This window comes from Rhodococcus sp. 14-2483-1-1 (genome assembly GCF_002259335.1).
Classification (GTDB): Bacteria; Actinomycetota; Actinomycetes; order Mycobacteriales; family Mycobacteriaceae; genus Rhodococcoides.
The window spans coordinates 1-21,915 of record NZ_NPFX01000017.1; the positions used below are offsets into that span (position 1 = coordinate 1).

General features: G+C 64.5%; 24 protein-coding genes. 17 read left to right on the forward strand and 7 right to left on the reverse strand.

The features are described from left to right. Nucleotides 1-128: 128 nt before the first annotated feature. Nucleotides 129-1,082 carry a 2,3,4,5-tetrahydropyridine-2,6-dicarboxylate N-succinyltransferase gene (gene dapD / locus CH294_RS16560; RefSeq protein ID WP_032403011.1) on the reverse strand — a complete coding sequence of 318 codons (954 nt, stop codon included), beginning with the start codon at nucleotides 1,080-1,082 and terminating at the stop codon, nucleotides 129-131. A 182-nt stretch (nucleotides 1,083-1,264) separates the two neighbouring features. Here dapD and CH294_RS27530 point away from each other — a divergent pair, with 182 nt between their 5' ends. From CH294_RS27530 to CH294_RS16615, 12 genes are all read left to right on the forward strand, one after another. After that, complete coding sequence (locus tag CH294_RS27530) at nucleotides 1,265-1,408, forward strand: hypothetical protein (protein ID WP_155289287.1); 144 nt, start codon at nucleotides 1,265-1,267, stop codon at nucleotides 1,406-1,408. 45 nt (nucleotides 1,409-1,453) lie between these two features. After that, nucleotides 1,454-2,398, forward strand: a complete 945-nt coding sequence (locus tag CH294_RS16565; protein ID WP_037171558.1) for an NHL repeat containing protein — start codon at nucleotides 1,454-1,456, stop codon at nucleotides 2,396-2,398. 10 nt (nucleotides 2,399-2,408) lie between these two features. Continuing rightward, nucleotides 2,409-3,494, forward strand: coding sequence for a succinyl-diaminopimelate desuccinylase (gene dapE, locus CH294_RS16570; protein WP_037171557.1), 1,086 nt, complete (start codon nucleotides 2,409-2,411; stop codon nucleotides 3,492-3,494). A 10-nt stretch (nucleotides 3,495-3,504) separates the two neighbouring features. Then, nucleotides 3,505-4,293, forward strand: a complete 789-nt coding sequence (locus tag CH294_RS16575) for a TIGR00730 family Rossman fold protein (RefSeq protein ID WP_094616618.1) — start codon at nucleotides 3,505-3,507, stop codon at nucleotides 4,291-4,293. Between the two features lie 26 nt (nucleotides 4,294-4,319). After that, the gene (locus tag CH294_RS16580; RefSeq protein WP_094609729.1) at nucleotides 4,320-4,883 is read left to right on the forward strand and encodes a TIGR00730 family Rossman fold protein; all 564 of its coding nucleotides are present in this window, start codon (nucleotides 4,320-4,322) and stop codon (nucleotides 4,881-4,883) included. A gap of 92 nt (nucleotides 4,884-4,975) precedes the next feature. Then, complete coding sequence (locus CH294_RS16585; RefSeq protein ID WP_094738567.1) at nucleotides 4,976-6,751, forward strand: long-chain-acyl-CoA synthetase; 1,776 nt, start codon at nucleotides 4,976-4,978, stop codon at nucleotides 6,749-6,751. Between the two features lie 36 nt (nucleotides 6,752-6,787). Then, nucleotides 6,788-7,648: a dihydropteroate synthase gene (gene folP, locus CH294_RS16590; RefSeq protein ID WP_094738568.1), complete on the forward strand. Its 861-nt coding sequence runs from the start codon at nucleotides 6,788-6,790 to the stop codon at nucleotides 7,646-7,648. Then, the gene (locus tag CH294_RS16595) at nucleotides 7,645-8,574 is read left to right on the forward strand and encodes a glucosyl-3-phosphoglycerate synthase (protein WP_032403017.1); all 930 of its coding nucleotides are present in this window, start codon (nucleotides 7,645-7,647) and stop codon (nucleotides 8,572-8,574) included. The genes folP and CH294_RS16595 overlap by 4 nt, the downstream gene beginning before the upstream one ends. 31 nt (nucleotides 8,575-8,605) lie before the next feature. Then, nucleotides 8,606-8,956 (forward strand): DivIVA domain-containing protein, encoded by a 351-nt coding sequence (locus CH294_RS16600; protein ID WP_094738569.1) that lies wholly within the window; start codon nucleotides 8,606-8,608, stop codon nucleotides 8,954-8,956. A 26-nt stretch (nucleotides 8,957-8,982) separates the two neighbouring features. Further along, nucleotides 8,983-9,561, forward strand: coding sequence for a DNA-3-methyladenine glycosylase I (locus CH294_RS16605; protein ID WP_249305345.1), 579 nt, complete (start codon nucleotides 8,983-8,985; stop codon nucleotides 9,559-9,561). Between the two features lie 96 nt (nucleotides 9,562-9,657). After that, a complete protein-coding gene (locus CH294_RS16610) occupies nucleotides 9,658-9,825 on the forward strand; it encodes a DUF3117 domain-containing protein (protein WP_008714277.1) in 168 nt (55 codons plus the stop codon). A 133-nt stretch (nucleotides 9,826-9,958) separates the two neighbouring features. Next, nucleotides 9,959-10,822, forward strand: coding sequence for a methyltransferase domain-containing protein (locus tag CH294_RS16615; protein ID WP_094738571.1), 864 nt, complete (start codon nucleotides 9,959-9,961; stop codon nucleotides 10,820-10,822). On the opposite strand, the gene glgA is transcribed toward CH294_RS16615, so the two are convergent. Next, the gene (gene glgA / locus CH294_RS16620) at nucleotides 10,792-11,955 is read right to left on the reverse strand and encodes a glycogen synthase (RefSeq protein ID WP_094738572.1); all 1,164 of its coding nucleotides are present in this window, start codon (nucleotides 11,953-11,955) and stop codon (nucleotides 10,792-10,794) included. The two genes, CH294_RS16615 and glgA, sit on opposite strands and share 31 nt — an antisense overlap. A gap of 76 nt (nucleotides 11,956-12,031) precedes the next feature. Between glgA and glgC the strand changes: the two genes are divergently transcribed. Beyond that, nucleotides 12,032-13,246, forward strand: a complete 1,215-nt coding sequence (gene glgC, locus CH294_RS16625) for a glucose-1-phosphate adenylyltransferase (RefSeq protein WP_094738573.1) — start codon at nucleotides 12,032-12,034, stop codon at nucleotides 13,244-13,246. A 101-nt stretch (nucleotides 13,247-13,347) separates the two neighbouring features. Here glgC and CH294_RS16630 read toward each other — a convergent pair whose 3' ends face one another. Further along, nucleotides 13,348-13,959 carry an O-methyltransferase gene (locus CH294_RS16630; RefSeq protein ID WP_032375949.1) on the reverse strand — a complete coding sequence of 204 codons (612 nt, stop codon included), beginning with the start codon at nucleotides 13,957-13,959 and terminating at the stop codon, nucleotides 13,348-13,350. A gap of 239 nt (nucleotides 13,960-14,198) precedes the next feature. Between CH294_RS16630 and sigE the strand changes: the two genes are divergently transcribed. From sigE to tatB, 4 genes are all read left to right on the forward strand, one after another. Further along, complete coding sequence (gene sigE / locus CH294_RS16635; RefSeq protein ID WP_052058682.1) at nucleotides 14,199-14,825, forward strand: RNA polymerase sigma factor SigE; 627 nt, start codon at nucleotides 14,199-14,201, stop codon at nucleotides 14,823-14,825. A gap of 16 nt (nucleotides 14,826-14,841) precedes the next feature. Beyond that, the gene (locus CH294_RS16640) at nucleotides 14,842-15,168 is read left to right on the forward strand and encodes a zf-HC2 domain-containing protein (RefSeq protein ID WP_094738601.1); all 327 of its coding nucleotides are present in this window, start codon (nucleotides 14,842-14,844) and stop codon (nucleotides 15,166-15,168) included. A 102-nt stretch (nucleotides 15,169-15,270) separates the two neighbouring features. Beyond that, on the forward strand, nucleotides 15,271-16,782 hold the full coding sequence (locus CH294_RS16645) for a trypsin-like peptidase domain-containing protein (RefSeq protein WP_249305339.1): 1,512 nt from the start codon (nucleotides 15,271-15,273) through the stop codon (nucleotides 16,780-16,782). An 18-nt stretch (nucleotides 16,783-16,800) separates the two neighbouring features. Further along, the gene (tatB, locus tag CH294_RS16650; RefSeq protein WP_094738574.1) at nucleotides 16,801-17,250 is read left to right on the forward strand and encodes a Sec-independent protein translocase protein TatB; all 450 of its coding nucleotides are present in this window, start codon (nucleotides 16,801-16,803) and stop codon (nucleotides 17,248-17,250) included. Nucleotides 17,251-17,418: 168 nt separating this feature from the next. Here the strand turns inward: tatB and CH294_RS16655 are convergent, their stop codons facing one another. From CH294_RS16655 to CH294_RS16670, 4 genes are all read right to left on the reverse strand, one after another. Next, a complete protein-coding gene (locus CH294_RS16655; protein WP_094738575.1) occupies nucleotides 17,419-18,192 on the reverse strand; it encodes an amino acid ABC transporter ATP-binding protein in 774 nt (257 codons plus the stop codon). Next, entirely contained in the window at nucleotides 18,189-19,646 is a 1,458-nt protein-coding gene (locus CH294_RS16660) for an amino acid ABC transporter substrate-binding protein/permease (protein ID WP_037153377.1), read from the reverse strand. Before CH294_RS16660 ends, CH294_RS16655 begins: the two co-directional genes overlap by 4 nt. A 92-nt stretch (nucleotides 19,647-19,738) precedes the next feature. Beyond that, nucleotides 19,739-20,875 carry an Mrp/NBP35 family ATP-binding protein gene (locus tag CH294_RS16665; protein ID WP_032375923.1) on the reverse strand — a complete coding sequence of 379 codons (1,137 nt, stop codon included), beginning with the start codon at nucleotides 20,873-20,875 and terminating at the stop codon, nucleotides 19,739-19,741. 61 nt (nucleotides 20,876-20,936) lie between these two features. Beyond that, nucleotides 20,937-21,809, reverse strand: a complete 873-nt coding sequence (locus tag CH294_RS16670; RefSeq protein ID WP_170944759.1) for a murein transglycosylase — start codon at nucleotides 21,807-21,809, stop codon at nucleotides 20,937-20,939. Nucleotides 21,810-21,915 lie beyond the last annotated feature (106 nt).

Genomic DNA, 21,915 nt, shown 5'->3' on the forward strand with positions numbered 1-21,915 from the left:
CCAGACAATCCCACGCCAGAGCCGGCCCCCACATCACATAAGCCCATACAAACAATCCAGCCCCGCACCGAGAACACGGTGCGGGGCTGGAAGAGGTTGGCTGTAAAGCTAATTCGAGAACGTAGCTCTCAGTCGTTGGCGTGCAACACTGCGTTGAGTTCGACTCCTGTGCCCTTCCATGGCACCACCTCGACCGCGCCCGAGAGCGAGTTGCGACGGAACAGCAGGTTGGACTTTCCGGTCAGCGTCGCCGCCTTCACGACAGTTCCATCCGGTCCGCTGACCTTCGTGCCGGCGGTGATGTACAGGCCCGCCTCGACGACGCAATCGTCACCGAGAGAGATACCGAGTCCGGAGTTGGCACCGAGTAGGCAGCTCTTCCCGACGGAGATGACGTTCTTGCCGCCGCCGGAGAGTGTGCCCATGATCGACGCGCCGCCGCCGACGTCGGAACCGTCGCCCACGATGACTCCGGCGGAGATGCGCCCCTCGACCATCGAGTTGCCGAGCGTCCCGGCATTGAAGTTGACGAAGCCCTCGTGCATGACGGTCGTACCGCTGGCCAGATGAGCACCGAGGCGCACGCGGTCGGCGTCGGCGATGCGAACTCCGGTGGGAACGACGTAGTCGACCAGACGCGGGAACTTGTCGACGCCGTACACCGTCACGTGCCCGCGGGCGCGGAGCTTCGCGCGCACCGTCTCGAAGCCGTCGACCGCTGCGGGGCCGAAGTTGGTCCAGACGACGTTGGCGAGCAGGCCGAACACTCCGTCGAGGTTCTGCCCGTGCGGCTGAACCAACCGGTGCGAGAGCAGATGCAGTCGCAGATACGCATCGTGCGCGTCGATCGGGGCGTCGTCGAGTGAGGCGATGCTGGTGCGAACCGCAACGACCTCGACACCGCGCGCGTCGTCCGGTCCGACGAGAGAAGAGAACTCCTCCGGGATGTCGGATCCCTCGAGTCGAGTGGTGCCGGTCTCGAAGCCCGACCCGAGCTCGGGGCTCGGAAACCAGGTGTCGAGAACGACACCCGACGTCGTGATGTTGGCAATACCTACTGCTGATGCTCCCTGTGCGCTCACGGCAGGAAGAATACGCGGTGGGTTTCGTGCGCGGGTTCACCCGTCATCGCGGGTACGCGGACTGGTTTCCGGAATCCGATCCTGATGCCGCGTCGGTTCGTTACCGATTCGACTGTCGAGTGTGATCGCATCGGGATGCGGGTGGACGGGTAGAGGGCGGAGGAGCTGACAGAGTTTCTCCGATGACCACCCGCATCGGCTCGCGCAGCCGTGGAGCCGCCGCGGTGGTGGCGGACGGTGTCTCTTTCACCGGATTGGTGACGACGCTGGCCACGACGATCGTCCTCGGAGTCGCCCTGGGTTTGGTTGTCGCAGGCGCGTGGTAGACATGCCCATCGGCTGACAGGGGGTCGCCGAGTCTGGGGGGCGTCATGAGTTCGAGCAAGTCCACACGCACGCGTTCGGCAGTAACGGTGATCGCTGCTGCGCTGATCGCCGTGAGCAGCGCCGTTGTCGGTTCGGGCACCGCTGCCGCCGATCCCAACTGCGCCGGAGCCGGCGGTTCGTCGGCCGTGGTCACGAGAATCCCCGGGGCAGCTCTCGAAGGCCTGGCCGTCGACGCGTCGGGCCGCGCCTACGTCACCGACATCGTCTCCGGCCGGGTGTACCGCATCGATGCGCCGGGCCGGGCCGCGTACCCCATCGCGAAGGTTCCGAGCGGCGGCGGCGGAGCTCTGGCCTGGATGCCCGACGGCACACTCCTGGTTGGCTACGGGGCCGACCCTCGCGTCTTCGTCGGCGACCTCGTCAAGGCGGCCGGCATTGTTCGACTCGACGTGAACACGCTTGCCGTCACCCCGTTTGCGACCGGCCTGAGTGCTGCCAACGGACTCGCTGTCGCTGCAGACGGAACTGTGTACGCCACCAACGACTTCGGCTCGCTCATCGGTCGGATCGGTCCCGACGGTTCCGTCGACCCGGACTGGGCTCGCTTTCCGAGCGCCAACGGCGCTGTCCTCGACGCCGCTGATCAGTATCTGTACGTCTCGCGAACATTCGTGAACCCAGGGGTCAGCCGAATTCCGATCGCCAACCCGTCGGCACCGGAGAGCCTGCTCGACCTGTCGGGACTGGGCTCCTTCGCAGCGCCGGACGGCCTGACTCTCGATTCCGCCGGACGCCCCGTGGTGCCGCTCAATGCCGGCGGATCCGTCGTCCGCATCGATGCGCCGGGGGCCACCTGCGTGATCGGCACCGGTACCCGATTGACGAGCGTTGTCGCTTACGGTCGCTCCGAACAGGGTTTTTCGAGCGGACGATTGTTCGGTGCAGGCTTCGACGGCGTGGTCCGCGAGATTCCGGGACCCAAAGCCTAGGGTTGTCGGCGTGACGCTCGAACTTCATGCCGACCCGATAGATCTCACTGCTGCGCTGGTGGACATCCCCAGTGTGAGTGAGGACGAATCGCGCATCGCCGACGAGGTGGAGCAGGCGCTCCGCGAGCAGACCACGGGCTTCGAGATCATTCGGAGCGGCAACGCCGTTCTGGCCAGAACCAACCGCGGACTCGGATCGCGGGTGATGCTGGCCGGCCATCTCGACACGGTGCCCATCGCCGACAACGTGCCGTCGAGGCGGGAACACGACAGTGCCGAGGGCGACATCCTGCACGGGTGCGGAACCGTCGACATGAAGTCGGGGGACGCCGTGTTCCTGCATCTCGCGGCGACCATCGACAACCCCGCGCACGACCTGACTCTGGTGTTCTACGACTGCGAAGAGATCGCGGCCTCGCGAAACGGACTCGGCCGCATCGAGCGAGAACTGCCGGAGTGGCTCGAAGCCGACGTCGCCATTCTCGGTGAACCGTCCGGCGGTTTCATCGAGGCCGGGTGTCAAGGGACGCTGCGGGTCCGGTTGACGGCGTCGGGAACGCGGGCGCACAGTGCCCGTTCCTGGCTGGGAGACAACGCAATTCACAAATTCGGTGCCGTACTCAACCGGCTCGCTGCCTATCGAGCTCGCACCGTCGACATCGACGGCTGCGTGTATCGCGAAGGGCTGCAAGCAGTTCGGATCTCCGGTGGGGTCGCGGGAAATGTCGTTCCCGACGCCGCCGAACTCGACGTGAATTTCCGGTTCGCGCCGGATCGCAGTGTCACCGAGGCCGTCGAGCACGTTCGTGAGGTGGTCGATGGGCTCGATCTCGGCTTCGAGGTCACCGACTCGTCACCAGGTGCCCTCCCCGGTCTGAACCAGCCCGCGGCGGCTGCGCTGATCGAGGCCGCGGGCGGGCAGTTTCGGGCGAAATACGGCTGGACCGACGTGTCTCGGTTCTCGGCACTCGGCATCCCGGCGGTCAATTACGGGCCCGGCGATCCCAACCTCGCCCACAAGCGGGACGAACGCGTCCCCGTCGAGCAGATCAGCCACGTCACACAGGTTCTCCGGAGCTACCTCTCTGCCGGATAGCCTGGACGCCATGAACAGCGTCGAGGGCCCAAGCAGTTTCGAGGGACACAGCAGTTTCGAGGAACACGGCACCGAGAAGCCGGCCAAGCACAAGGGATCCGTAGTACTCCGGCGTGGCCGAAACACCGAGACGTCCACGTCGGATCAACGCCTGCTCGACGAGCGAGGATCAGGTAACTGGATTCACTCCGATACCTGGCGGGTGTTGCGCATCCAAAGTGAGTTCGTCGAGGGATTCGGCGCTCTCGCCGAGGTACCGAAAGCTGTGACGGTATTCGGTTCGGCCCGCACCCCCGTCGACCATCCCGAGTACGCCCGAGCCCGGCAGCTCGGGGCCGCTCTCGCCGGTGAGGGCTTTGCCGTCATCACCGGTGGCGGGCCGGGCGTGATGGAAGGTGCCAACCGCGGTGCGAGCGAGGCCGACGGATACTCGATCGGATTGGGCATCGAATTGCCGTTCGAGCAAGGACTCAACGAGTGGGTCGATCTGGGCGTCAACTTTCGATACTTCTTCGTTCGCAAGACCATGTTCGTCAAGTACTCCCAGGCGTTCGTATGCCTACCCGGCGGCTTCGGTACCCTCGACGAACTGTTCGAGGCGCTGACCCTGGTGCAGACCGCCAAGGTCACGAAGTTCCCGATCGTGTTGTTGGGCAAAGACTTCTGGTCGGGACTGCTCGATTGGATCAAGACGACTCTCGTGAAAGAAGGCAAGGTGTCCGAGAAGGACCTCGATCTCATCCACTGCACCGACAGCGTCGACGAGGCCGTCCGCATCGTCCGCGAGGCCCAGCAGTGAACAATCCAGCAGCGAGCAACCCAGCAGTGAGCAACCCAGCAACTGGGGGACACACGCTCAGTGTCTGCGTCTACTGCGCGTCGGGTCCCGTCGACTCCTCGTTCATCGAACTCGCTCGTGACGTCGGAACCGAGATCGGCCGACGTGGCTGGCAACTCGTCTCGGGCGGTGGCAACGTCTCGATGATGGGCGCGGTGGCCGCGGCGACGCGAGCGGCAGGCGGGAACACCGTCGGCGTCATCCCGAAGGCGCTCGTGCACCGCGAGGTCGCCGACGTCGATGCCGATGAGCTGATCGTCACCGACACGATGCGCGAGCGCAAGAAGATCATGGAGGATCGCGCCGACGCGTTCATCACGCTGCCCGGCGGTATCGGAACGCTCGAGGAACTGTTCGAGACGTGGACTGCGGGCTACCTGGGCATGCACAGCAAGCCGATGGTGATGCTCGATCCGTTCGGCCATTTCGACGGGATGATGCAGTGGATCGACGGTCTCCGGTCGACCGGATTCGTGCAACAGCGAGCACTCGACGCACTGGTCAGGACGACGACGGTCGATTCGGCCCTGGATGCGTGCGCAACGTTGTGACAGGTCACGAACCGTGCCCGCGGAGTGAGCTCCTCAAAGTTGTTACTCTCAAGTAGGGTAAGAAATCTCACACTGTCTTCGAAGGGGAGTTCATGGCTGTCGATGCCCGTCAGAAAATTGGAGTGACCGACCTCGCGGTCGCGTTGCCGAAAATGGTGACGGAGGTGCCGAGCCTGCTCAAGGGTCTGGCGGGATTCACCCGCAAGCCCGATCACAAGGTGTCGATCGGCCTGATCTTTCAGGAGGCCGCTGCCAAGAACAGCAGCCGCCCGTTCGTGCGGTTCGAGGGTGAATCGACCTCGTACAAGGACGCCAACGAGCTGGTCAACCAGTACGCCGCAGTGTTCGCCGACCACGGTGTACAGCGCGGTGACGTCGTCGGCGTGCTGAGCAAGAACCGTCCGGAGGCGCTGTTCGCCGCGCTCGCTGCTGTCAAGCTCGGTGCCACTGCAGGCATGCTGAACTACAACCAGCGCGGCGACGTGCTCGAGCACAGCCTCGGGATTCTCGACGCGAAGGTCCTGGTACTGGACGAGAACGCGCAGGAAGCTCTCGATTCGCTCGACGCGGAGCCGAAGGTGGGAGCGGTGCTGCCACTGAAGAAGCTGGCCGAGCTCGCAGCAACGGCATCGACGGCAAATCCGAAGGTCACCGCCGAGATCCAGGCCAAGGAGAAGGCGTTCTACATCTTCACCTCGGGTACCACCGGTATGCCGAAGGCCAGCCTGATGAGCCATTTCCGCTGGCTGAAATCGATGTCCGGACTGGGCAACATGGGTGTTCGGTTGCGCAGCAACGACGTCATCTACTGCTGCCTGCCGCTCTATCACAACAATGCTCTGACGGTGACGCTGTCGTCGGTGCTCGCAGGTGGCGCGACCATGGCCATCGGCAAGCAGTTCTCGGTGAGCAACTTCTGGGACGACATCCGGGTCAACAAGGCCACCGCGTTCACCTACATCGGCGAGCTGTGCCGTTACCTGCTGACGCAGCCGAAGAAGCCCTCCGACCGCGACAACTCGGTCAAGCTGATCGTCGGCAACGGTCTGCGTCCGGAGATCTGGGAAGAATTCACCGAGCGGTTCGGCATCTCCCGCGTCGCCGAGTTCTACGGTGCCAGCGAGTGCAACATCGCGTTCATCAATGCCCTGAACATGAAAAAGACCGCGGGCATCTGCCCGCTTCCGTACGCCGTGGTGCAGTACGATGAGGAATCCGGAAAGGCCAAGCGCGGCCAGGACGGCAAGCTCCGCAAGGTCGGCAACGGCGAGATCGGATTGCTGCTGTCCAAGATCACCGATCGGGCACCGTTCGACGGCTACTCCGACGACAAGGCCACCGAGAAGAAGATGGTGCGCGACGGCTTCAAGGACGGTGACGCCTGGTTCGACACCGGCGACCTGGTCCGTAAGCAGGGCTGGATGCACGTCGCGTTCGTGGATCGCCTCGGTGACACCTTCCGCTGGAAGGGCGAGAACGTGGCCACCACCCAGGTCGAGGGTGCTCTCGGCGGACACTCGTCGGTCGACGGTGCCGTCGTGTACGGGGTCGACATCGAAGGAACCGACGGCAAGGCAGGCATGGCTGCGGTGACGTTGCGCGAAGGCGAGACCTTCGACGGCAAATCGGTCGCCGAGCACCTCTACGACAAGCTGCCGAGCTACGCGGTGCCGCTGTTCGTGCGTGTCGTGGACAGCCTGGAGCAGACGTCGACGTTCAAGAGCCAGAAGGTGGCCCTACGCAAGCTCGGGTACGAGGAAGACAGTGCCAGCGATCTGTACGTGCTGCGCGGCAAGTCCGGTGGCTACGAAAAGGCGTACGACGGATACGTCGACGAGGTCGCCGCAGGTAAGGCTCCCAAAGGCTGAGCACCCGAAAGATGCGCGCGTGTCACTATTGATTTCATGAGCACCCTCTGCGGCAAACCGGTTGCGGACGACCGCGCTTTGGTGATGGCCATCGTCAATCGCACCCCCGATTCGTTCTACGACGGGGGTGCGAATTTCACCGACGATGCCGCCATGGCGTCGGTGCACCGGGCAGTCGCCGAGGGTGCCGACATGGTCGACATCGGCGGTGTGAAGGCCGGTCCGGGCGACATCGTCGACGCCGAGGAGGAGATCCGACGCGTCGTTCCGTTCGTCGAGGCCATCCGGGGTGCTTATCCCGAGCTGCTGATCAGTGTCGACACCTGGCGTAGCGAAGTCGCCAGGTTGGCCTGCGGAGTGGGCGCGGATCTGATCAACGACACCTGGGCCGGGGCAGACCCCGAGTTGGTGCGCGTCGCGGCCGCCGAGGGTGTCGGCATCGTCTGTTCGCACACCGGTGGTGCCGTGCCGCGGACGCGTCCGTATCGGGTTCGGTATGCCGATGTGGTGGCGGAAGTGATCGCGGAAGTCACCGCAGCCGCCGAGAATGCTGTCGCCGAGGGGGTGAAGAAAGATTCGATATTGATCGATCCGACGCACGATTTCGGGAAAAACACCTATCACGGGCTCGAGTTGTTGCGGCGCGTGGACGATCTTGTAAACACCGGGTGGCCTGTGCTCATGGCGCTGAGCAACAAGGACTTCGTAGGCGAGACTCTAGGGGTAGAGCTCGTCGACCGGTTGGAGGGAACATTGGCAGCGACAGCATTGGCCGCAGCAGGCGGAGCCCGAATGTTCCGGGTGCACGAGGTTGCGTCGACCAGAAGAGTCGTAGACATGGTGGCAGCGATCCAGGGGCTCCGAACCCCGGCGCGGACGGTCAGGGGTCTGGCATGACACTTGCGGATCGAACGGACGTGACCATGGCATGGTCCGAGACCAACAGCTGGGACGTCCCCGACTGGACGATCGCCGAACTGGAAGCCGCGAAGGCGGGCCGGACGGTGTCGGTGGTACTCCCGGCGCTGAACGAGGAACAGACCGTTGCCGCGGTCATCGACACGATTCATCCCCTGCTCGGGGGACTCGTCGACGAGCTGATCGTGTTGGACTCCGGTTCGACCGACGAAACAGCCGTCCGGGCGACGGCGGCAGGCGCGCGAGTCATCAGCCGCGAGGAAGCGGTCCCCGGGATCGACCCGGTGCCGGGCAAGGGTGAGGTGCTGTGGCGATCGGTCGCAGCGTCGACCGGTGATCTCATCGCCTTCGTCGACTCCGATCTGATCAATCCCGATCCGGCGTTCGTACCGAAATTGCTCGGCCCGCTGCTGATGGGCGACGGCATCCACCTCGTCAAGGGCTACTACCGGCGTCCGCTGCGGGTCAGCGGGACCGAGGATGCCAACGGCGGTGGACGTGTCACCGAGCTCGTGGCCAGGCCACTGCTCGCTGCACTGCGACCGGAATTGACGGGCGTCATTCAGCCGCTCGGCGGGGAATACGCGGGTACTCGCGAACTGCTGTCCGCAGTGCCGTTCGCGCCAGGCTACGGAGTGGAGATCGGGCTGTTGCTCGATACGTACGACAGGCTCGGTCTGCAGGCGATCGGTCAGGTGAATCTCGGCGTACGCAAGCACCGTAACCGTCCGCTGGTAGAGCTCGGGGCGATGAGCAGACAGATCGTCGGAACGATGCTGAACCGGTGCGGCATGGTCGATTCCGGTGCCGGTCTGATGCAGTTCCGGGTGGACGGTGATTCCTTCCAGCCGTTCTCGACCGAGGTGTCGCTGATGGATCGACCGGCGATGAACTCGCTGAAGTAGTCGTGTCGGGCGGGCGTGACAAGATCGTGGCATGTTGACGCTGCTGATCTACGTCGTCGTCATTGCTGTCGTCGCTGCTGCATTGTTCTTCGCGGCGTCGACAGTGTTCGGTCGCGGTGAGGAACTGGGCCCACTGCCCGAGGGAACCACCGCGACCGTGCTGCCCGCGGAGGGCGTCACCGGTACCGACGTGCGCGCGCTGAAGTTCCAGCAGACCGTGCGGGGGTACAAGCCGAGCGAGGTCGATTGGGCACTCGAACGGCTCGGCGGCGAAATCGACATGCTTCGGTCGCGGTTGTCTGCAGCGGAGGCCGGCGCACAGTTGGGGTTCAGGCCCTCTGTCGACCACGAGCCGGGCACGACCGAACCGGGCGAGCGGTGAGCGCTGTCGCCGGACCGGACGGCAGGCTGCGCTGCCCGTGGGGTGCCACCGACGACGAGCTGTATCGGGATTACCACGACACCGAGTGGGGGCAGCCTCTTCACGGGCGAAACGAACTGTACGAGCGGCTGTGTCTCGAGGCGTTCCAGTCCGGCCTGGCGTGGATCACGATCCTGCGCAAGCGCGAGAGTTTCCGGAGCGCATTCGCCGGTTTCGACCCGGAACGAGTGGCACGATTCGGCACCGCAGATGTCGAACGGTTGATGAACGACGCGTCGATCGTGCGTAATCGCCTCAAGATCGACGCTGCGGTGAACAATGCTCGGGTCATCGTCGAGTTGAACGACACCGACCTCGACACCCTGCTCTGGTCCTTTGCGCCCGAACCCAGGCCGGGGCGGCTGACGCAGTCCTCCGACGTGCCTGCTTCGACCTCCGAGTCGAAGGCTCTCGCCAAGGAGCTCAAGCGTCGGGGGCTGCGGTTCGTCGGTCCGACAACCGCCTATGCCTTGATGCAGGCCACCGGAATGGTCGACGATCACCTGTCGGGGTGTTGTGTGCAGGTCACGAATACCGACTCCGATTCCCGGTATCGAGGTCGATAGGGAAGAATAGGACTCAACACCCGTCGCCCCGCGACGAAATTTATCTTTTAGGCCGAGGCGCCGTGCTGATGGGCGCAGATCTGGAGGGAGCAGAGGATGGCGGCGATGAAGCCCCGGACCGGGGACGGTCCCCTCGAAGCAACCAAAGAGGGACGAGGAATCGTCATGCGTGTCCCGCTCGAGGGGGGCGGCCGATTGGTCGTCGAATTGACCCCCGACGAGGCCGCGGCACTCGGAGACGAATTGAAGGGTGTCACCGGCTGATAGTCACGTCGATCGCTCGTCGCTCAGCCCCGCTCGCCGTACCGGCAAGCGGGGCTTTGTGTTGTGGCGACGAGTGTTGTGGCGACGAGTGTTGTGGCGAAGGGCGTTCGTTCCGGTGTGAGAGAGGTGCTCGATGCTGACCGATGTCGTCGATCTGCTGCTGTGTCCGCAATGCCGGGCGCGCGACGTCGAATCCGGCATGGACTTCGGCGATACCGATCGGACGCTGTTGTGCGATCGAGGACATTCGTTCGACGTGGCTCGTCAGGGCTACGTCAGTTTGTCGACCGGAGACGGCGGCAAGTTCACCGGTGACTCGGCGGAGATGATCGCCGCTCGCGACACGTTCCTGGGGAAGGGCCATTTCGACCCGATCGCAGCAGCGGTCTCGGCTGCCGTTCCGTCGAACAGCGAAGTGGTACTCGACGTCGGGGTCGGTACCGGTCACTATCTCGCGGCTGTGCTCGACGCCCGTCCCGATGCCCGGGGCGTAGGCGTCGACGTCTCGAAGTTCGCTGCACGCCGTGCTGCGCGATCACACGTTCGTCTGGGGTCCGTGGTCGCGGACATCTGGAGTGGCCTACCGGTGCGAACAGAAACCGCGTCCGCAGTGACGTGTGTGTTCTCTCCGCGCAACGCCGCCGAGTTCAGCCGAGTTCTCGTACCCGACGGCGTGCTCGTGGTCGTGACACCCACTGCGCGTCACCAGCACGAGCTGCGGGGCCCACTGGGCCTCATCGGCGTCGAAGAGAACAAGACGCGCAGGCTGGGTGAATCGCTGTCCGGCTTGTTCGAGCCGGTGGCAGAATCCCCGCTCGAGTACTCGATGATGCTCTCGCACCACGACATCGAGACATTGATCGGAATGGGCCCGTCGGCGCGGCACGGTGACCCCGAGTCGCGGTCCGCAGCGCTGGCACAGCTACCGGACGGCATCGAGGTCACCGCGTCGGTGACAGTGTCGACCTATCGCCGCCGCGCCAACGCTGCGTCGTAGACGGCGAGGGTCTGCTGCGCGATCGATGCCCACGAGAACTCGGCGACGGCGCGCTCGCGTCCTGCCTTGCCCATTGCCGTCGCGAGTGTGGGGTCGAGGGCGACTGCGTTGACGGTGTCGGCCAGATTCCGCTCGAATGCGTCGGGTTCGTAGGAGTTGTAGTGCACCAGGCGTCCGGTGCGGCCGTCGTCGACCACCTCGGGGATACCGCCGACGTCCGATGCCACAACGGCGGTTTCGCAGGCCATTGCTTCGAGATTGACGATACCGAGCGGCTCGTATACCGACGGGCACACGAATACTGCTGCCGCAGTGAGTATTTCGCGGATCTTGTCGGTGGGAAGCATGTCCTTGACCCAGAACACGCCGCCCCGCTGTTCGGCGAGCAGTGCCACCGCGCGCTCGGTTTCCGCAGCGATCTCGGGTGTATCGGGCGCGCCTGCGCACAACACGAGCTGGATGGACGGATCGAAGTGGTGGGCGGCCGCGATCAGGTGCCCGACGCCCTTCTGCCGGGTGATGCGCCCGACGAAGGCGACGATCGGCTTGCTTCGATCGACGCCGATCTCGTCCAGCGTCGAGGTGCCGTGATCGGCGAACCAGCGCTCGGTGTCGATTCCGTTGCGCACCACGTGAACCCGGCTCTTGTCGAGTCGCGGATAGGCGTCGAGCACATCTTTGGCCATGCCCTCGCTGACGGCGATGACGGCGTCGGCGTATTCCACGGCGTTGCGCTCGGACCACGACGAGATGCGGTATCCGCCGCCGAGCTGTTCGGCCTTCCAGGGCCGGCGCGGTTCGAGCGAGTGGGCGGTGAGGATGTGGGGAACGTCGTACAGCTCGGCTGCGAGGTGGCCCGCGAGGCCGGTGTACCAGGTGTGCGAATGCACCACGTCTGCGCCCGAGGCCGCGTTCGCCATTCGCAGCTCGGCCGACAACGTCGTCAACGCAGCGTTGGCTCCGGCGAGAGCGGGATCCGGGTCGTGCACCTGCGCAGTGTCGCGGGGCGCGCCCATACAGTGGATGTCCACGTCGCACAGCGACTTCAACTGCGCGGACAACTCGGTGACATGAACTCCTGCGCCACCGTAGATCTCCGGGGGATATTCCTTGGTCATCATTGCTACGCGCACGTGAACGAACCTACATTCCCCAGCAGTTGTGCGTGTACTGCTCGCAAGGTTCTCTCGGTGCGGATAGGTTGAGTGGGTGAGGACACAACCGCACGTACTAGGGATCGTGCTTGCCGGCGGTGAGGGTAAACGTCTTTACCCGATGACCGCCGACCGAGCCAAGCCGGCCGTTCCCTTCGGGGGCGCCTACCGACTCATCGACTTCGTGCTGAGCAATCTCGTCAACGCCGGTTACCTCCGGCTCTGCGTGCTCACCCAGTACAAGTCCCATTCACTGGACCGCCACATCTCGCAGACGTGGCGGCTGTCCGGGTTCGCCGGGGAGTACATCACTCCGGTGCCGGCGCAGCAGCGACTCGGGCCCCGGTGGTACACCGGCAGCGCCGACGCCATCTTCCAGTCACTGAACCTGGTGTACGACGAGGACCCCGAATACATCATGGTGTTCGGTGCCGACCACATCTATCGGATGGACCCCGAGCAGATGGTGCAGCAGCACATCGACTCCGGTGCAGGCGTCACCGTTGCCGGTATCCGGGTGCCGCGCAGCGAGGCATTCGCCTTCGGGTGCATCGACTCCGACTCCGACGGCAAGATCACCCAGTTCCTGGAGAAGCCGGCTCAACCGCCCGGAACCCCCGACGACCCCGATGTCACCTATGCCTCCATGGGCAACTACGTGTTCACCACCAAGGTGCTCGTCGACGCCATCAAGGCCGACTCCGAGAACAGCGACTCCGACCACGACATGGGCGGCGACATCATTCCGGCGCTCGTCGAAGCAGGCGTCGCGTCGGTCTACGACTTCAACGACAACGTCGTGCCCGGCGCCACCGAACGCGATCGCGGGTACTGGCGAGACGTGGGCACCATCGACGCCTTCTACGACGCCCACATGGACCTGGTGTCGGTGCACCCCATCTTCAATCTGTACAACCGACGCTGGCCCATCCGTGGATCGGCCGAGAACCTGCCACCCGCGAAATTCGTTCAGGGCGGCTTGGCCCAGGAGTCGGTGGTCGGTGCCGGCTGCATCCTGTCGGCTGCCACCGTCCGCAATTCGGTGCTCAGCTCCAACGTCATGATCGACAACGGCGCTACCGTCGAGGGCAGTGTCCTGATGCCCGGCGTCAAGATCGGTAAGGGTGCCGTCGTCCGGCACGCGATCCTGGACAAGAACGTCGTCGTGGGTGACGGCGAGATCATCGGTGTGGACCACGAACGCGATCGCGAACGCTTCAACGTCAGCGCCGGGGGAGTGGTCTCGGTCGGTAAGGGCGTCTGGATCTAGAGCCTGCGGCATGTGAGTGGTAGAGCCCTCGGGTCGTTTCGAGGGCTTCACTCCTGCCTCGTAGCCCGCTACGAGCTACCACTCACATGCGGCGCAGCCGCTCACGCTCTCGACGCGCAGATCAAACCGTCGCCGAGGGGCAGCAGCACCGTCGTGAGCCGCTCGTCCTCGGCGATCGCCCGCGCGGCCGATCGTACGGCCACCGCTGTGGCGTCGCGCTGAGTGGGATCGGCGACTCGTCCACCGAGCAACGCGTTGTGCAGCACCAGAACTCCGCCGGGGCGGAGCAGTCGAACGCTCTCGGCGACGAAGTGCGGATGGTCCGCGGGACTGGCGTCGATGAACACCAGATCGTAGGTGTCGTCGGCCAGTCGGGGGAGCACGTCCAGTGCCCAGCCGTTGATCAACCGGGTGCGTGAGGGTGCAATTCCTCCGGCGCGGAACGCTTCTCGGGCCGCGCGCTGGTGCTCCGGCTCGGTGTCGATCGTGGTGAGAACGCCATCGGCACGCATCCCGTCGAGCAGCCACAGCCCGCTGATTCCTGCGCCCGTTCCGATCTCGACGACCGTCTTGGCCCCGAGCATCTGGGTGAAGATACTCAGAATCGCCCCGACCGACGGCGGTACCGGGGCGGCACCGAGGTCGATGGCGCGCTCTCTGGCTGCGATGAGAACCTCGTCCTCCTGAGCGGAGTCTTCGGCGTAGGCGAGCATCTTCTCGGCGTTGGTCGGCACGCCCCGAGGTTATCGTGCCGGAGGCTCGATCTCACGCACACATTCTCAGGTGCGCCTCAGGTGATTCATACCGGACCCACACGCGGGTCGGTCAGGCTATGGAGGAATCGAAGGTCCGTCTCGATTGCGAAGTGTGAGCTGGAACATCCGAGGGTAGTCGTCGGTTGAGTCAGAAGGACGTACGCAGTCCTGAGCAGGAGGATCCAGCTATTTACAAGATCAACGGCGATCGCGACACCGCGCGTCTACCCGAGTCCGTACCCGCGCCCGAGGACCTCAGCGGAACCGCAGTGTTCGATGCGACCGGCGAGGACTCCACCATGCCGTCCTGGGACGAGCTGGTTCGCGAGCACGGCGACCGCGTCTACCGACTGGCTTACCGCCTGTCCGGCAACGCTCAGGATGCCGAAGACCTGACTCAGGACACGTTCATCCGGGTGTTCCGCTCCCTGTCCAACTACCAGCCCGGCACCTTCGAGGGCTGGCTGCACCGCATCACCACGAACCTGTTCCTGGACATGGTCCGTCGCCGTAGCCGCATCCGCATGGAGGCACTGCCCGAGGACTACGACCGCGTCCCCTCCGACCGGCCCAACCCCGAGCAGATCTACCACGACGCGCGGCTCGACCCCGATCTGCAGTCGGCACTCGACTCGCTGGCACCCGAGTTCCGCGCCGCAATTGTGCTGTGCGACATCGAAGGACTGTCGTACGAGGAGATCGGTGCGACACTGGGCGTCAAGCTCGGAACGGTCCGCAGTCGCATTCACCGTGGACGCCAGGCGCTACGCGAGTACCTTCGAGTGCACGGGAAGGTCGACTCCGGTCACGCAAGTGTCCACTAGCTACGAGGAGGGTTGGATGACGCAGGCGCGCAAGCCCCGGCAGTTCAGCTCCACCGAACATCTGGCCAGTGAGGCCGTTGCGGCATACGTCGACGGCGAATTGCGGATGCCCGCGTACCTTCGTGCTGCCCACCACCTCGCCGAATGCCCGGAATGCGCGGCCGAGGTCGAGGCCCAGCAGCAAGCGCGCAAAGCGTTGCGCGGGGCGGGTGAGATGTCGATGCCGCACTCTCTGCTCGGCCTGCTCAGCCAGATCCCGTCGTGCGTCGGCGAGGATCGGCCGGCCCACACCAAGCGAACCTTCATGTCGTCCGTCGCCGCTGTGCGTCGCCGCCGACGCTGACGACATCGAGATCTGCCCGACTTCTCACCTGCATCGAGCCGAGTCGACCGCTCGAGTGATACTGAACTCTCACACCGACGTATGCGAGGGGTAACCGGACGCGTGACATCGAATTCGACCAGCACCGAGACCGCAGGCACCGACCCGTCGGATTTCGAGGCCGCGCAGAACGGTCCGGAAGGTCCACGGTTGCCACCGCGTCCGGTGTATCGGCCCTCCGTCGATCCGGTGTCGGCTTCGGTGTTCGGACGTCCCGAGGACGTCGACGGCTCGTTCTCGCCGCGCCGCCCCGGCGAGCAATTGCCGTCGCGTGTGTCCGTTCGACCACCCGATCCGATCCTCGCCGAGGCATTCGGACGTCCGGACGACGCTCAGGAATCGCTCCAGCGTGATCCCGACGGACACAACGACGGCGACACCGCCGCGTCGGAGCCGGCCGATCCGTGGCGTGATCCCGCGTCCCAGGTATCTCTCGGCAGCGCAGCGGTCGATACTCCACCACCTCCTGTGCTTCCTCCCGGAACCAAACTCGGCGTCCGCGACGTGTTGTTCGGACGGTCGGTATCGGTTCGAGCTCTCGTCGTACTCGGTGTCCTCGCACTCGTCATCGGCTTGGTCGGTGGCCTGTTCGGTCGCCTGACCGCCGAGGTGACCGGCGCACTGACCAGCCAAAAAGTGACGCTGACCCAGTCCAGCGGTGACGACATCCCGCGCGGGCAGATCAGCAAGGTCGCCGACGCGGTTCTTCCGTCCGTCGTGTCGATCCAGGTGACGCTCGGGGAGACCGGGGGCACCGGCTCGGGCGTCGTGATCAGCGGTGACGGCTACATCGTGACGAACAACCACGTGATCTCCCTTGCCGCGTCCGACCCGGACAACTCGACACTCGAAGTCACCTTCTCCGACGGCACCAAGGTGCCCGGCCGCATCGTCGGCCGCGACACCAAGACCGACCTCGCCGTCCTGAAGACCGAGGTCGGCAACCTCACCGAGGCCCAGCTCGGTAGTTCCGGCGACGTTCGCGTCGGCCAGGACGTCATCGCCGTCGGATCGCCCCTGGGATTGAACAAGACGGTCACCTCCGGCATCGTCAGCGCGCTCGACCGTCCCGTCGCGCTGTCGGGAGAGGGCACCGACACCGATGCGGTCATCGACGCCGTACAGACCGACGCCGCTATCAACCCCGGCAACTCCGGTGGCCCGCTCATCGACTTCGAGGGTCGCGTCATCGGCATCAACTCGGCGATCCGAAGCGAGAGCGGCGGATCGGTGGGCTTGGGCTTCGCGATTCCGGTCGACGAGGTCACCGAGGTGGCACAGAGCCTGATCCGGGACGGCGTCATGAGACATCCGGACTTCGGCATCAACGCCCGCTCGGTCATCAACGACACCTCGGCCGGCGCCGAAGTCGCCAACGTGCGCACCGACGGCCCGGCGCAGCAGGCCGGAATTGTCGAAGGAGACGTCATCACCAAGGTCGGCGATCGCACTGTCGGAGACGCGGACGAACTGGTGGTCGCGGTGCAGGAGACCACGATCGGTCAAGCGGTACCCGTGCAACTCGTCCGTTCGGGACGGCTGGTGGACGTCTCCGTCACGCCGGTTTCGGACTGACGACGTAGGCTGGCAGGCGTGTTCGGCAACATCGGTTGGGGAGAGCTCGTAATCCTCCTCGTAGCAGCTCTGGTCATCCTCGGTCCGGATCGCCTTCCCGGCGCCATCAGCTGGGTGTCCAAGTCCATCCGCCAGGTCAAGGACTACGCCAACGGCGCTAGTCAGCAGCTCAAGGACGAGCTGGGTACCGACTTCGAGGACCTCCGCAAACCGCTCGCCGACCTCAACCAGCTCCGGGGCATGACGCCGCGTGCGGTGATCACCAAGCACCTGCTCGACGGCGACGATTCGATCTTCAAGAACCCCTTGGACGACACCTTCAAGGGCAAGCCCTTCGACACCAAGCCGAAGAACCTCGGCGGACCGATGCCGCAGACAGGTACTCCTCAGAGTGGGGTGTCGATGAGCAAGGACGCGCCGAAACTCGCAGCGGGCGAGACTCCGCCGATCGACGCCGACGCCACGTAAGCCTGAACCCTTCCTCGTTCGGTCTCACCCGTCCGCGTGAATGGACCCTTGCATACGTCTGGGCGCGGCAATGGTCCATTCACCCACACCCCGCTGCTGCGTGAATGGACCACTGCACACGTCTGAGCGCGGCAGTGGTCCATTGACGCAAACGGGAGAGCGGGCGGGCTAGAGAACCTTGTTCAGGAAGTCCTGGGTACGTGGGTTCTGTGAATTGCCGAACAACTCGTCGGGGGTTCCCTCCTCGACGATGACGCCCTCGGCCATGAAGATCACTCGATCCGCGACTTCACGCGCGAAGCCCATCTCGTGGGTGACGACGACCATCGTCATACCGCCCTTGGCGAGGTCGCGCAGCACCTGCAGTACTTCTCCGACCATCTCGGGGTCGAGGGCGCTGGTGGCCTCGTCGAACAGCATGATCGACGGGCTCATGGCCAGTGCCCGAGCGATGGCGACGCGCTGCTTCTGCCCGCCGGAGAGGTTGGCCGGCTTGTAGTCCGCACGCTCGGACAGGCCCACTTGTTCGAGCAGTTTCACGGCCGAATCCTTGGCCTGCGACTTCGACATCTTCTTGGTCTCGACGGGCGCAAGCATGACGTTCTCGAGGGCGGTCATGTGCGGGAAGAGATTGAAGTGCTGGAACACCATGCCGATGTTCTGGCGCACCTTGTCCAGATCGACGTTCTTGCTCGTGAGGTCGGTGCCGTCGACGACGACCGATCCGGCGGTGATGTCTTCGAGCTTGTTGAGGCAGCGCAGAAACGTGCTCTTGCCCGAGCCCGAGGGGCCGATCACACACACCACTTCACCGTTGGCGATCTCGGCGTCGATGCCCTTGAGAACCGTGTTGTCGCCGAACGCCTTCTGCAGGCCCTTGATCGAGATCTTCGTTCCCGGACCGTTGTCGACCGGCAGGTCCTTGGTCAGTTCGGTGCTCATTTGTTGATCCTCTTCTCGAGCCGGTTCGACAGCTTGGTGAGAGCCATGATGATGATGAAGTACAGGACGCCGACGATGAGCCACATGTTGAACGACTCGAAGTTACGAGCGATGATCAAACGACCCGTCTGCGTCAGCTCGGCGAGGCCGATGACCGAGAGCAGCGACGTGTCCTTGAGCGTGATGACGAACTGATTGATGTACGACGGGATCATCGTGCGAATTGCCTGTGGCATCACCACTTTTCGCATCGACTTGAGGTAGCTGATGCCGAGGCTGCGCGAGGCCTCCATCTGTCCCTTGTCGACGGCGAGGATGCCGCCGCGGACGATCTCGGCCATGTAGGCACCGGCGTTGAGCGAGAGCGTGATGATGCCTGCGGTGAACGCCGACATCTGGAAGTTCAGCGCCGCGGGCACACCGAAGTAGATGAAGAATGCCTGCACCAGAAGCGGTGTGCCACGGAAGATGTCGACGTAGGTGGTGCCGATTCCGCGGAGCACGATGTTGGTCGAGACACGGAACAGGCCGAAGATTCCGCCGAGCACCAACGCGATGGCGATGGAAATGACGGTCAACACGATGGTCAGCCACAAGCCCTTGAGCAGCAACTGCCAGCTGCTGGCGATCAGGCCGGGGATGGACGTGTCTGCGGTGGAGGCGTCGGCGTTGAGGTAGGTGTCGAGGATCTGGTCGTATTGGCCGTTGGCTCGCAGGTTCTCCAACCCGGTGTTGAACTGCTCGAGCAACTGCGCGTTGGTGCCCTTGGCGACGGCGAATCCGTAACTGGCACCGGCTTCTTTCTCGGTGACGGTCTTGAATCCGTTGCCCTGGGTGATGCCGTATGCGAGCACCGGGTAGTCCTCGAAGGCGGCCGCCGAGTTGCCGGTGCGCACTTCCTCGAACATGGTGGCCGAGTCGTCGAAACTGCGAATGGTGAAGCCGTACTGATCTGCGATCGACGCGGCGAAGGTGGCGCCCTCGGTGCCGTTCTTGACTGCGACGGACTTACCGCGCAGATCCTCGTAGCCCGTGATCTCGTCGTTGGAATCCAGAATTGCCATCTGGACACCGGAATCGAAGTACGGCTCGGAGAAGTCGAAAGTGGCTTTGCGCTCGTCGGTGATCGACATGCCGGCGATCATTCCGTTGAACTGGCCGCTGGTGACGCCCTGGAGCGCGGTATCGAACCCGACCTGCTCGACGGTGTAGTCGAAGCCTTGATCCACCGAGATCGCGGCCAGCAGGTCCATGTCGATTCCGACGAGTTTGCCGCTCTCGTCCTGGAATTCGAACGGTGCGAACGTGGTGTCGGTCGCGATCGAGTAGTTCTGCGCGGGCGGGGCGGGTTGTGCGGATGCCAGGCCAGGGCCGAGCAGCGATCCCAGCAGGGTCATCATCAGGGCGATCAGAACCGGAACGACGACCGGCCTGATCCGATGCGGCTTCTTCATGAAGGCCACTCTCTATCGACAGTAGGATTGAAGGCAAATCCTAAGGCTTCTACCCTGTTCCCGACGTCGTTTGTCGGGTATAACCGTCGTTTCTAGAGCTTGCGGGCCGAGTCGATTCCGAGCGACATTCCGACCAGTCCTCGTTCGCGGACTGCCAACTTCGCGGCGACGGCCTCCAATGCCTGTGCCGCAGGCGATTCCGGGTTGCTCAATACGATCGGCATCCCGGCGTCACCACCCTCGCGGACGGCGGTGTCCAGGGGAATCTGGCCCAAGAGGGGAACGCTGGCACCGACAGCTTTCGTGAGTCTGTCCGATACGTCCTGTCCGCCACCGGATCCGAAGATGTCCATGCGGGTGCCGTCGGGTAGTTCGAGCCACGACATGTTCTCCACGACGCCTGCGACGCGCTGGCGGGTCTGCAGGGCAATTGCTCCGGCTCGCTCGGCAACCTCGGCCGCGGCCTGCTGCGGAGTGGTGACCACGAGGATCTCCGCGCTCGGAATGAGCTGTGCGACAGAGATCGCCACGTCCCCGGTACCGGGCGGAAGGTCGAGCAGCAGTACGTCCAGGTCCCCCCAGAAGACGTCGGCGAGGAACTGCTGCAACGCACGATGCAGCATCGGACCGCGCCACACGACGGGAGTGTTGCCCTGCGTGAACTGAGCGATCGAGATGAACTTCACGCCGTGTGCCTGCGGCGGCATGATCATCTTCTCGACCTGAGTGGGCCTGGCGTCGTTACCGAGCATCCGCGGCACGGAGTGACCGTAGATATCGGCGTCGAGCACACCGACCGACAGCCCACGAGCGGTCAGCGATGCTGCGAGGTTGACCGTCACACTGGACTTGCCCACGCCGCCCTTGCCCGACGCCACCGCGTAGACGCGGGTCAGGGATCCGGGTTGCGCGAACGGGATGATCGGCTCGGCGGAATCGCCGCGCAGGGACTTGCGTAGTTCGGTGCGCTGCTCGTCGTTCATGACGTCGAGCTCGACTGTCACGGTGCCCACGCCTGCGACGTCGGCGACGGCGTTCTTGACGCGATCGCTGATCTCGGTCTTCATCGGGCAGCCGGAGGTGGTGAGGTAGATGCCGACACCGACGGAACCGTCGGCGGATACATCGATGCTCTTGACCATCCCGAGATCGGTGATGGGTTTGCGGATCTCGGGGTCGATCACCTTCGTGAGCGCGGTCCGAACGTCGGATTCGGTCAGTACAGCCATTGCCTCATGCTAGGCGGTGGGCACTGCGTCGATGGACAGCAGGGCAGGTGCGGACACCCGATCAGTGAATGCGCGGGAGCTGGTCCGACGTCGGGACGATGCCGGTGGCGTATCCGGCCGACCATGCCAGCACGTTCGCCACGTAGGCCATCGAATTGTTGTAGCGCAGGATCGCTCTGGTGGTGGAGCCCAGGTCGCGCATGTTGGTGCCGTCGTCGCACAGGTACATGCCGGTGGCCAGGGCTGCGTCGTACAGATTCTGTGGGTCTGAGACTCCGTCGCCGTTGCCGTCGGCGTGATAGAGGTTCCACGTCGAGGGCAGGAACTGCATCGGTCCCACTGCGCGGTCGTACTGGGTGTCGCCGTCGAGTGCGCCGCCGTCGGTGTCGCGGATCACCTGATTGCCCGCCAGGGTGCCGTTCAGAACCGGTCCGAGGATGGGCTCGTGCAGTTCGCCCGAGTCGTCGACCTTGCCGTTGTTGGCGTGGGTGGACTCGACGCGGCCGATGCCGGCGATGACGGTCCAGCTGATGCCGCAGCCGGGTTGCTGCTGGGCCAGGATCCGCTCGGCGTTCTTGTAGGCGGCGACGTTGACCACCGGAATCGCGATGGGGCTGACGGCCAGGTTGGTGGGGAGCTCCGGTGTGGGCGGGATGTCAGGGACCGGCGCGGGTGCAGGGACCGGTGCCGGTACCGGAAGCTCGGCCTGCGCCACCGGCTGAGCCTGCTGGTCCTGAGTGATCGGCTGGGGGGTCTCGACCACCGAGTTCGATTCCTGCGCAGCAGGCGAGGTCTTCGCGCTGACGAACGGAATGTATTCCGTGGCTCCGGCGCTGGTGGCGGCGGTGACCAGTCCTGCGGGGACGAGACCTGCCAGAGCAATCACCGAATTCCGTCGAACCTTGGAAGTCGATGCTTTTCTGTGACGACCCACGCGTGCTGTACCTCCTGATTTCCCCGGACGACGTCCGGGGCCCGAGCTGATGACCGGGATCGAGGGTACCTGATTCGAGACTGTTCTGTTATCGGGCTGTTATCAG

Coding starts and splice junctions, on each gene's coding strand:
- CH294_RS16600 (WP_094738569.1), top strand. CDS start 8,606: ATGTTGACGCTGCTGATCTACGTCGTCGTCATTGCTGTCGTCGCTGCT.
- CH294_RS16610 (WP_008714277.1), top strand. CDS start 9,658: ATGGCGGCGATGAAGCCCCGGACCGGGGACGGTCCCCTCGAAGCAACC.
- CH294_RS16595 (WP_032403017.1), top strand. CDS start 7,645: ATGACACTTGCGGATCGAACGGACGTGACCATGGCATGGTCCGAGACC.
- CH294_RS16565 (WP_037171558.1), top strand. CDS start 1,454: ATGAGTTCGAGCAAGTCCACACGCACGCGTTCGGCAGTAACGGTGATC.
- CH294_RS16655 (WP_094738575.1), bottom strand. CDS start 18,192: ATGAGCACCGAACTGACCAAGGACCTGCCGGTCGACAACGGTCCGGGA.
- CH294_RS16615 (WP_094738571.1), top strand. CDS start 9,959: ATGCTGACCGATGTCGTCGATCTGCTGCTGTGTCCGCAATGCCGGGCG.
- CH294_RS16630 (WP_032375949.1), bottom strand. CDS start 13,959: ATGCTCGCCTACGCCGAAGACTCCGCTCAGGAGGACGAGGTTCTCATC.
- CH294_RS27530 (WP_155289287.1), top strand. CDS start 1,265: ATGACCACCCGCATCGGCTCGCGCAGCCGTGGAGCCGCCGCGGTGGTG.
- CH294_RS16665 (WP_032375923.1), bottom strand. CDS start 20,875: ATGGCTGTACTGACCGAATCCGACGTTCGGACCGCGCTCACGAAGGTG.
- CH294_RS16585 (WP_094738567.1), top strand. CDS start 4,976: ATGGCTGTCGATGCCCGTCAGAAAATTGGAGTGACCGACCTCGCGGTC.
- CH294_RS16575 (WP_094616618.1), top strand. CDS start 3,505: ATGAACAGCGTCGAGGGCCCAAGCAGTTTCGAGGGACACAGCAGTTTC.
- folP (WP_094738568.1), top strand. CDS start 6,788: ATGAGCACCCTCTGCGGCAAACCGGTTGCGGACGACCGCGCTTTGGTG.
- CH294_RS16660 (WP_037153377.1), bottom strand. CDS start 19,646: ATGAAGAAGCCGCATCGGATCAGGCCGGTCGTCGTTCCGGTTCTGATC.
- CH294_RS16640 (WP_094738601.1), top strand. CDS start 14,842: ATGACGCAGGCGCGCAAGCCCCGGCAGTTCAGCTCCACCGAACATCTG.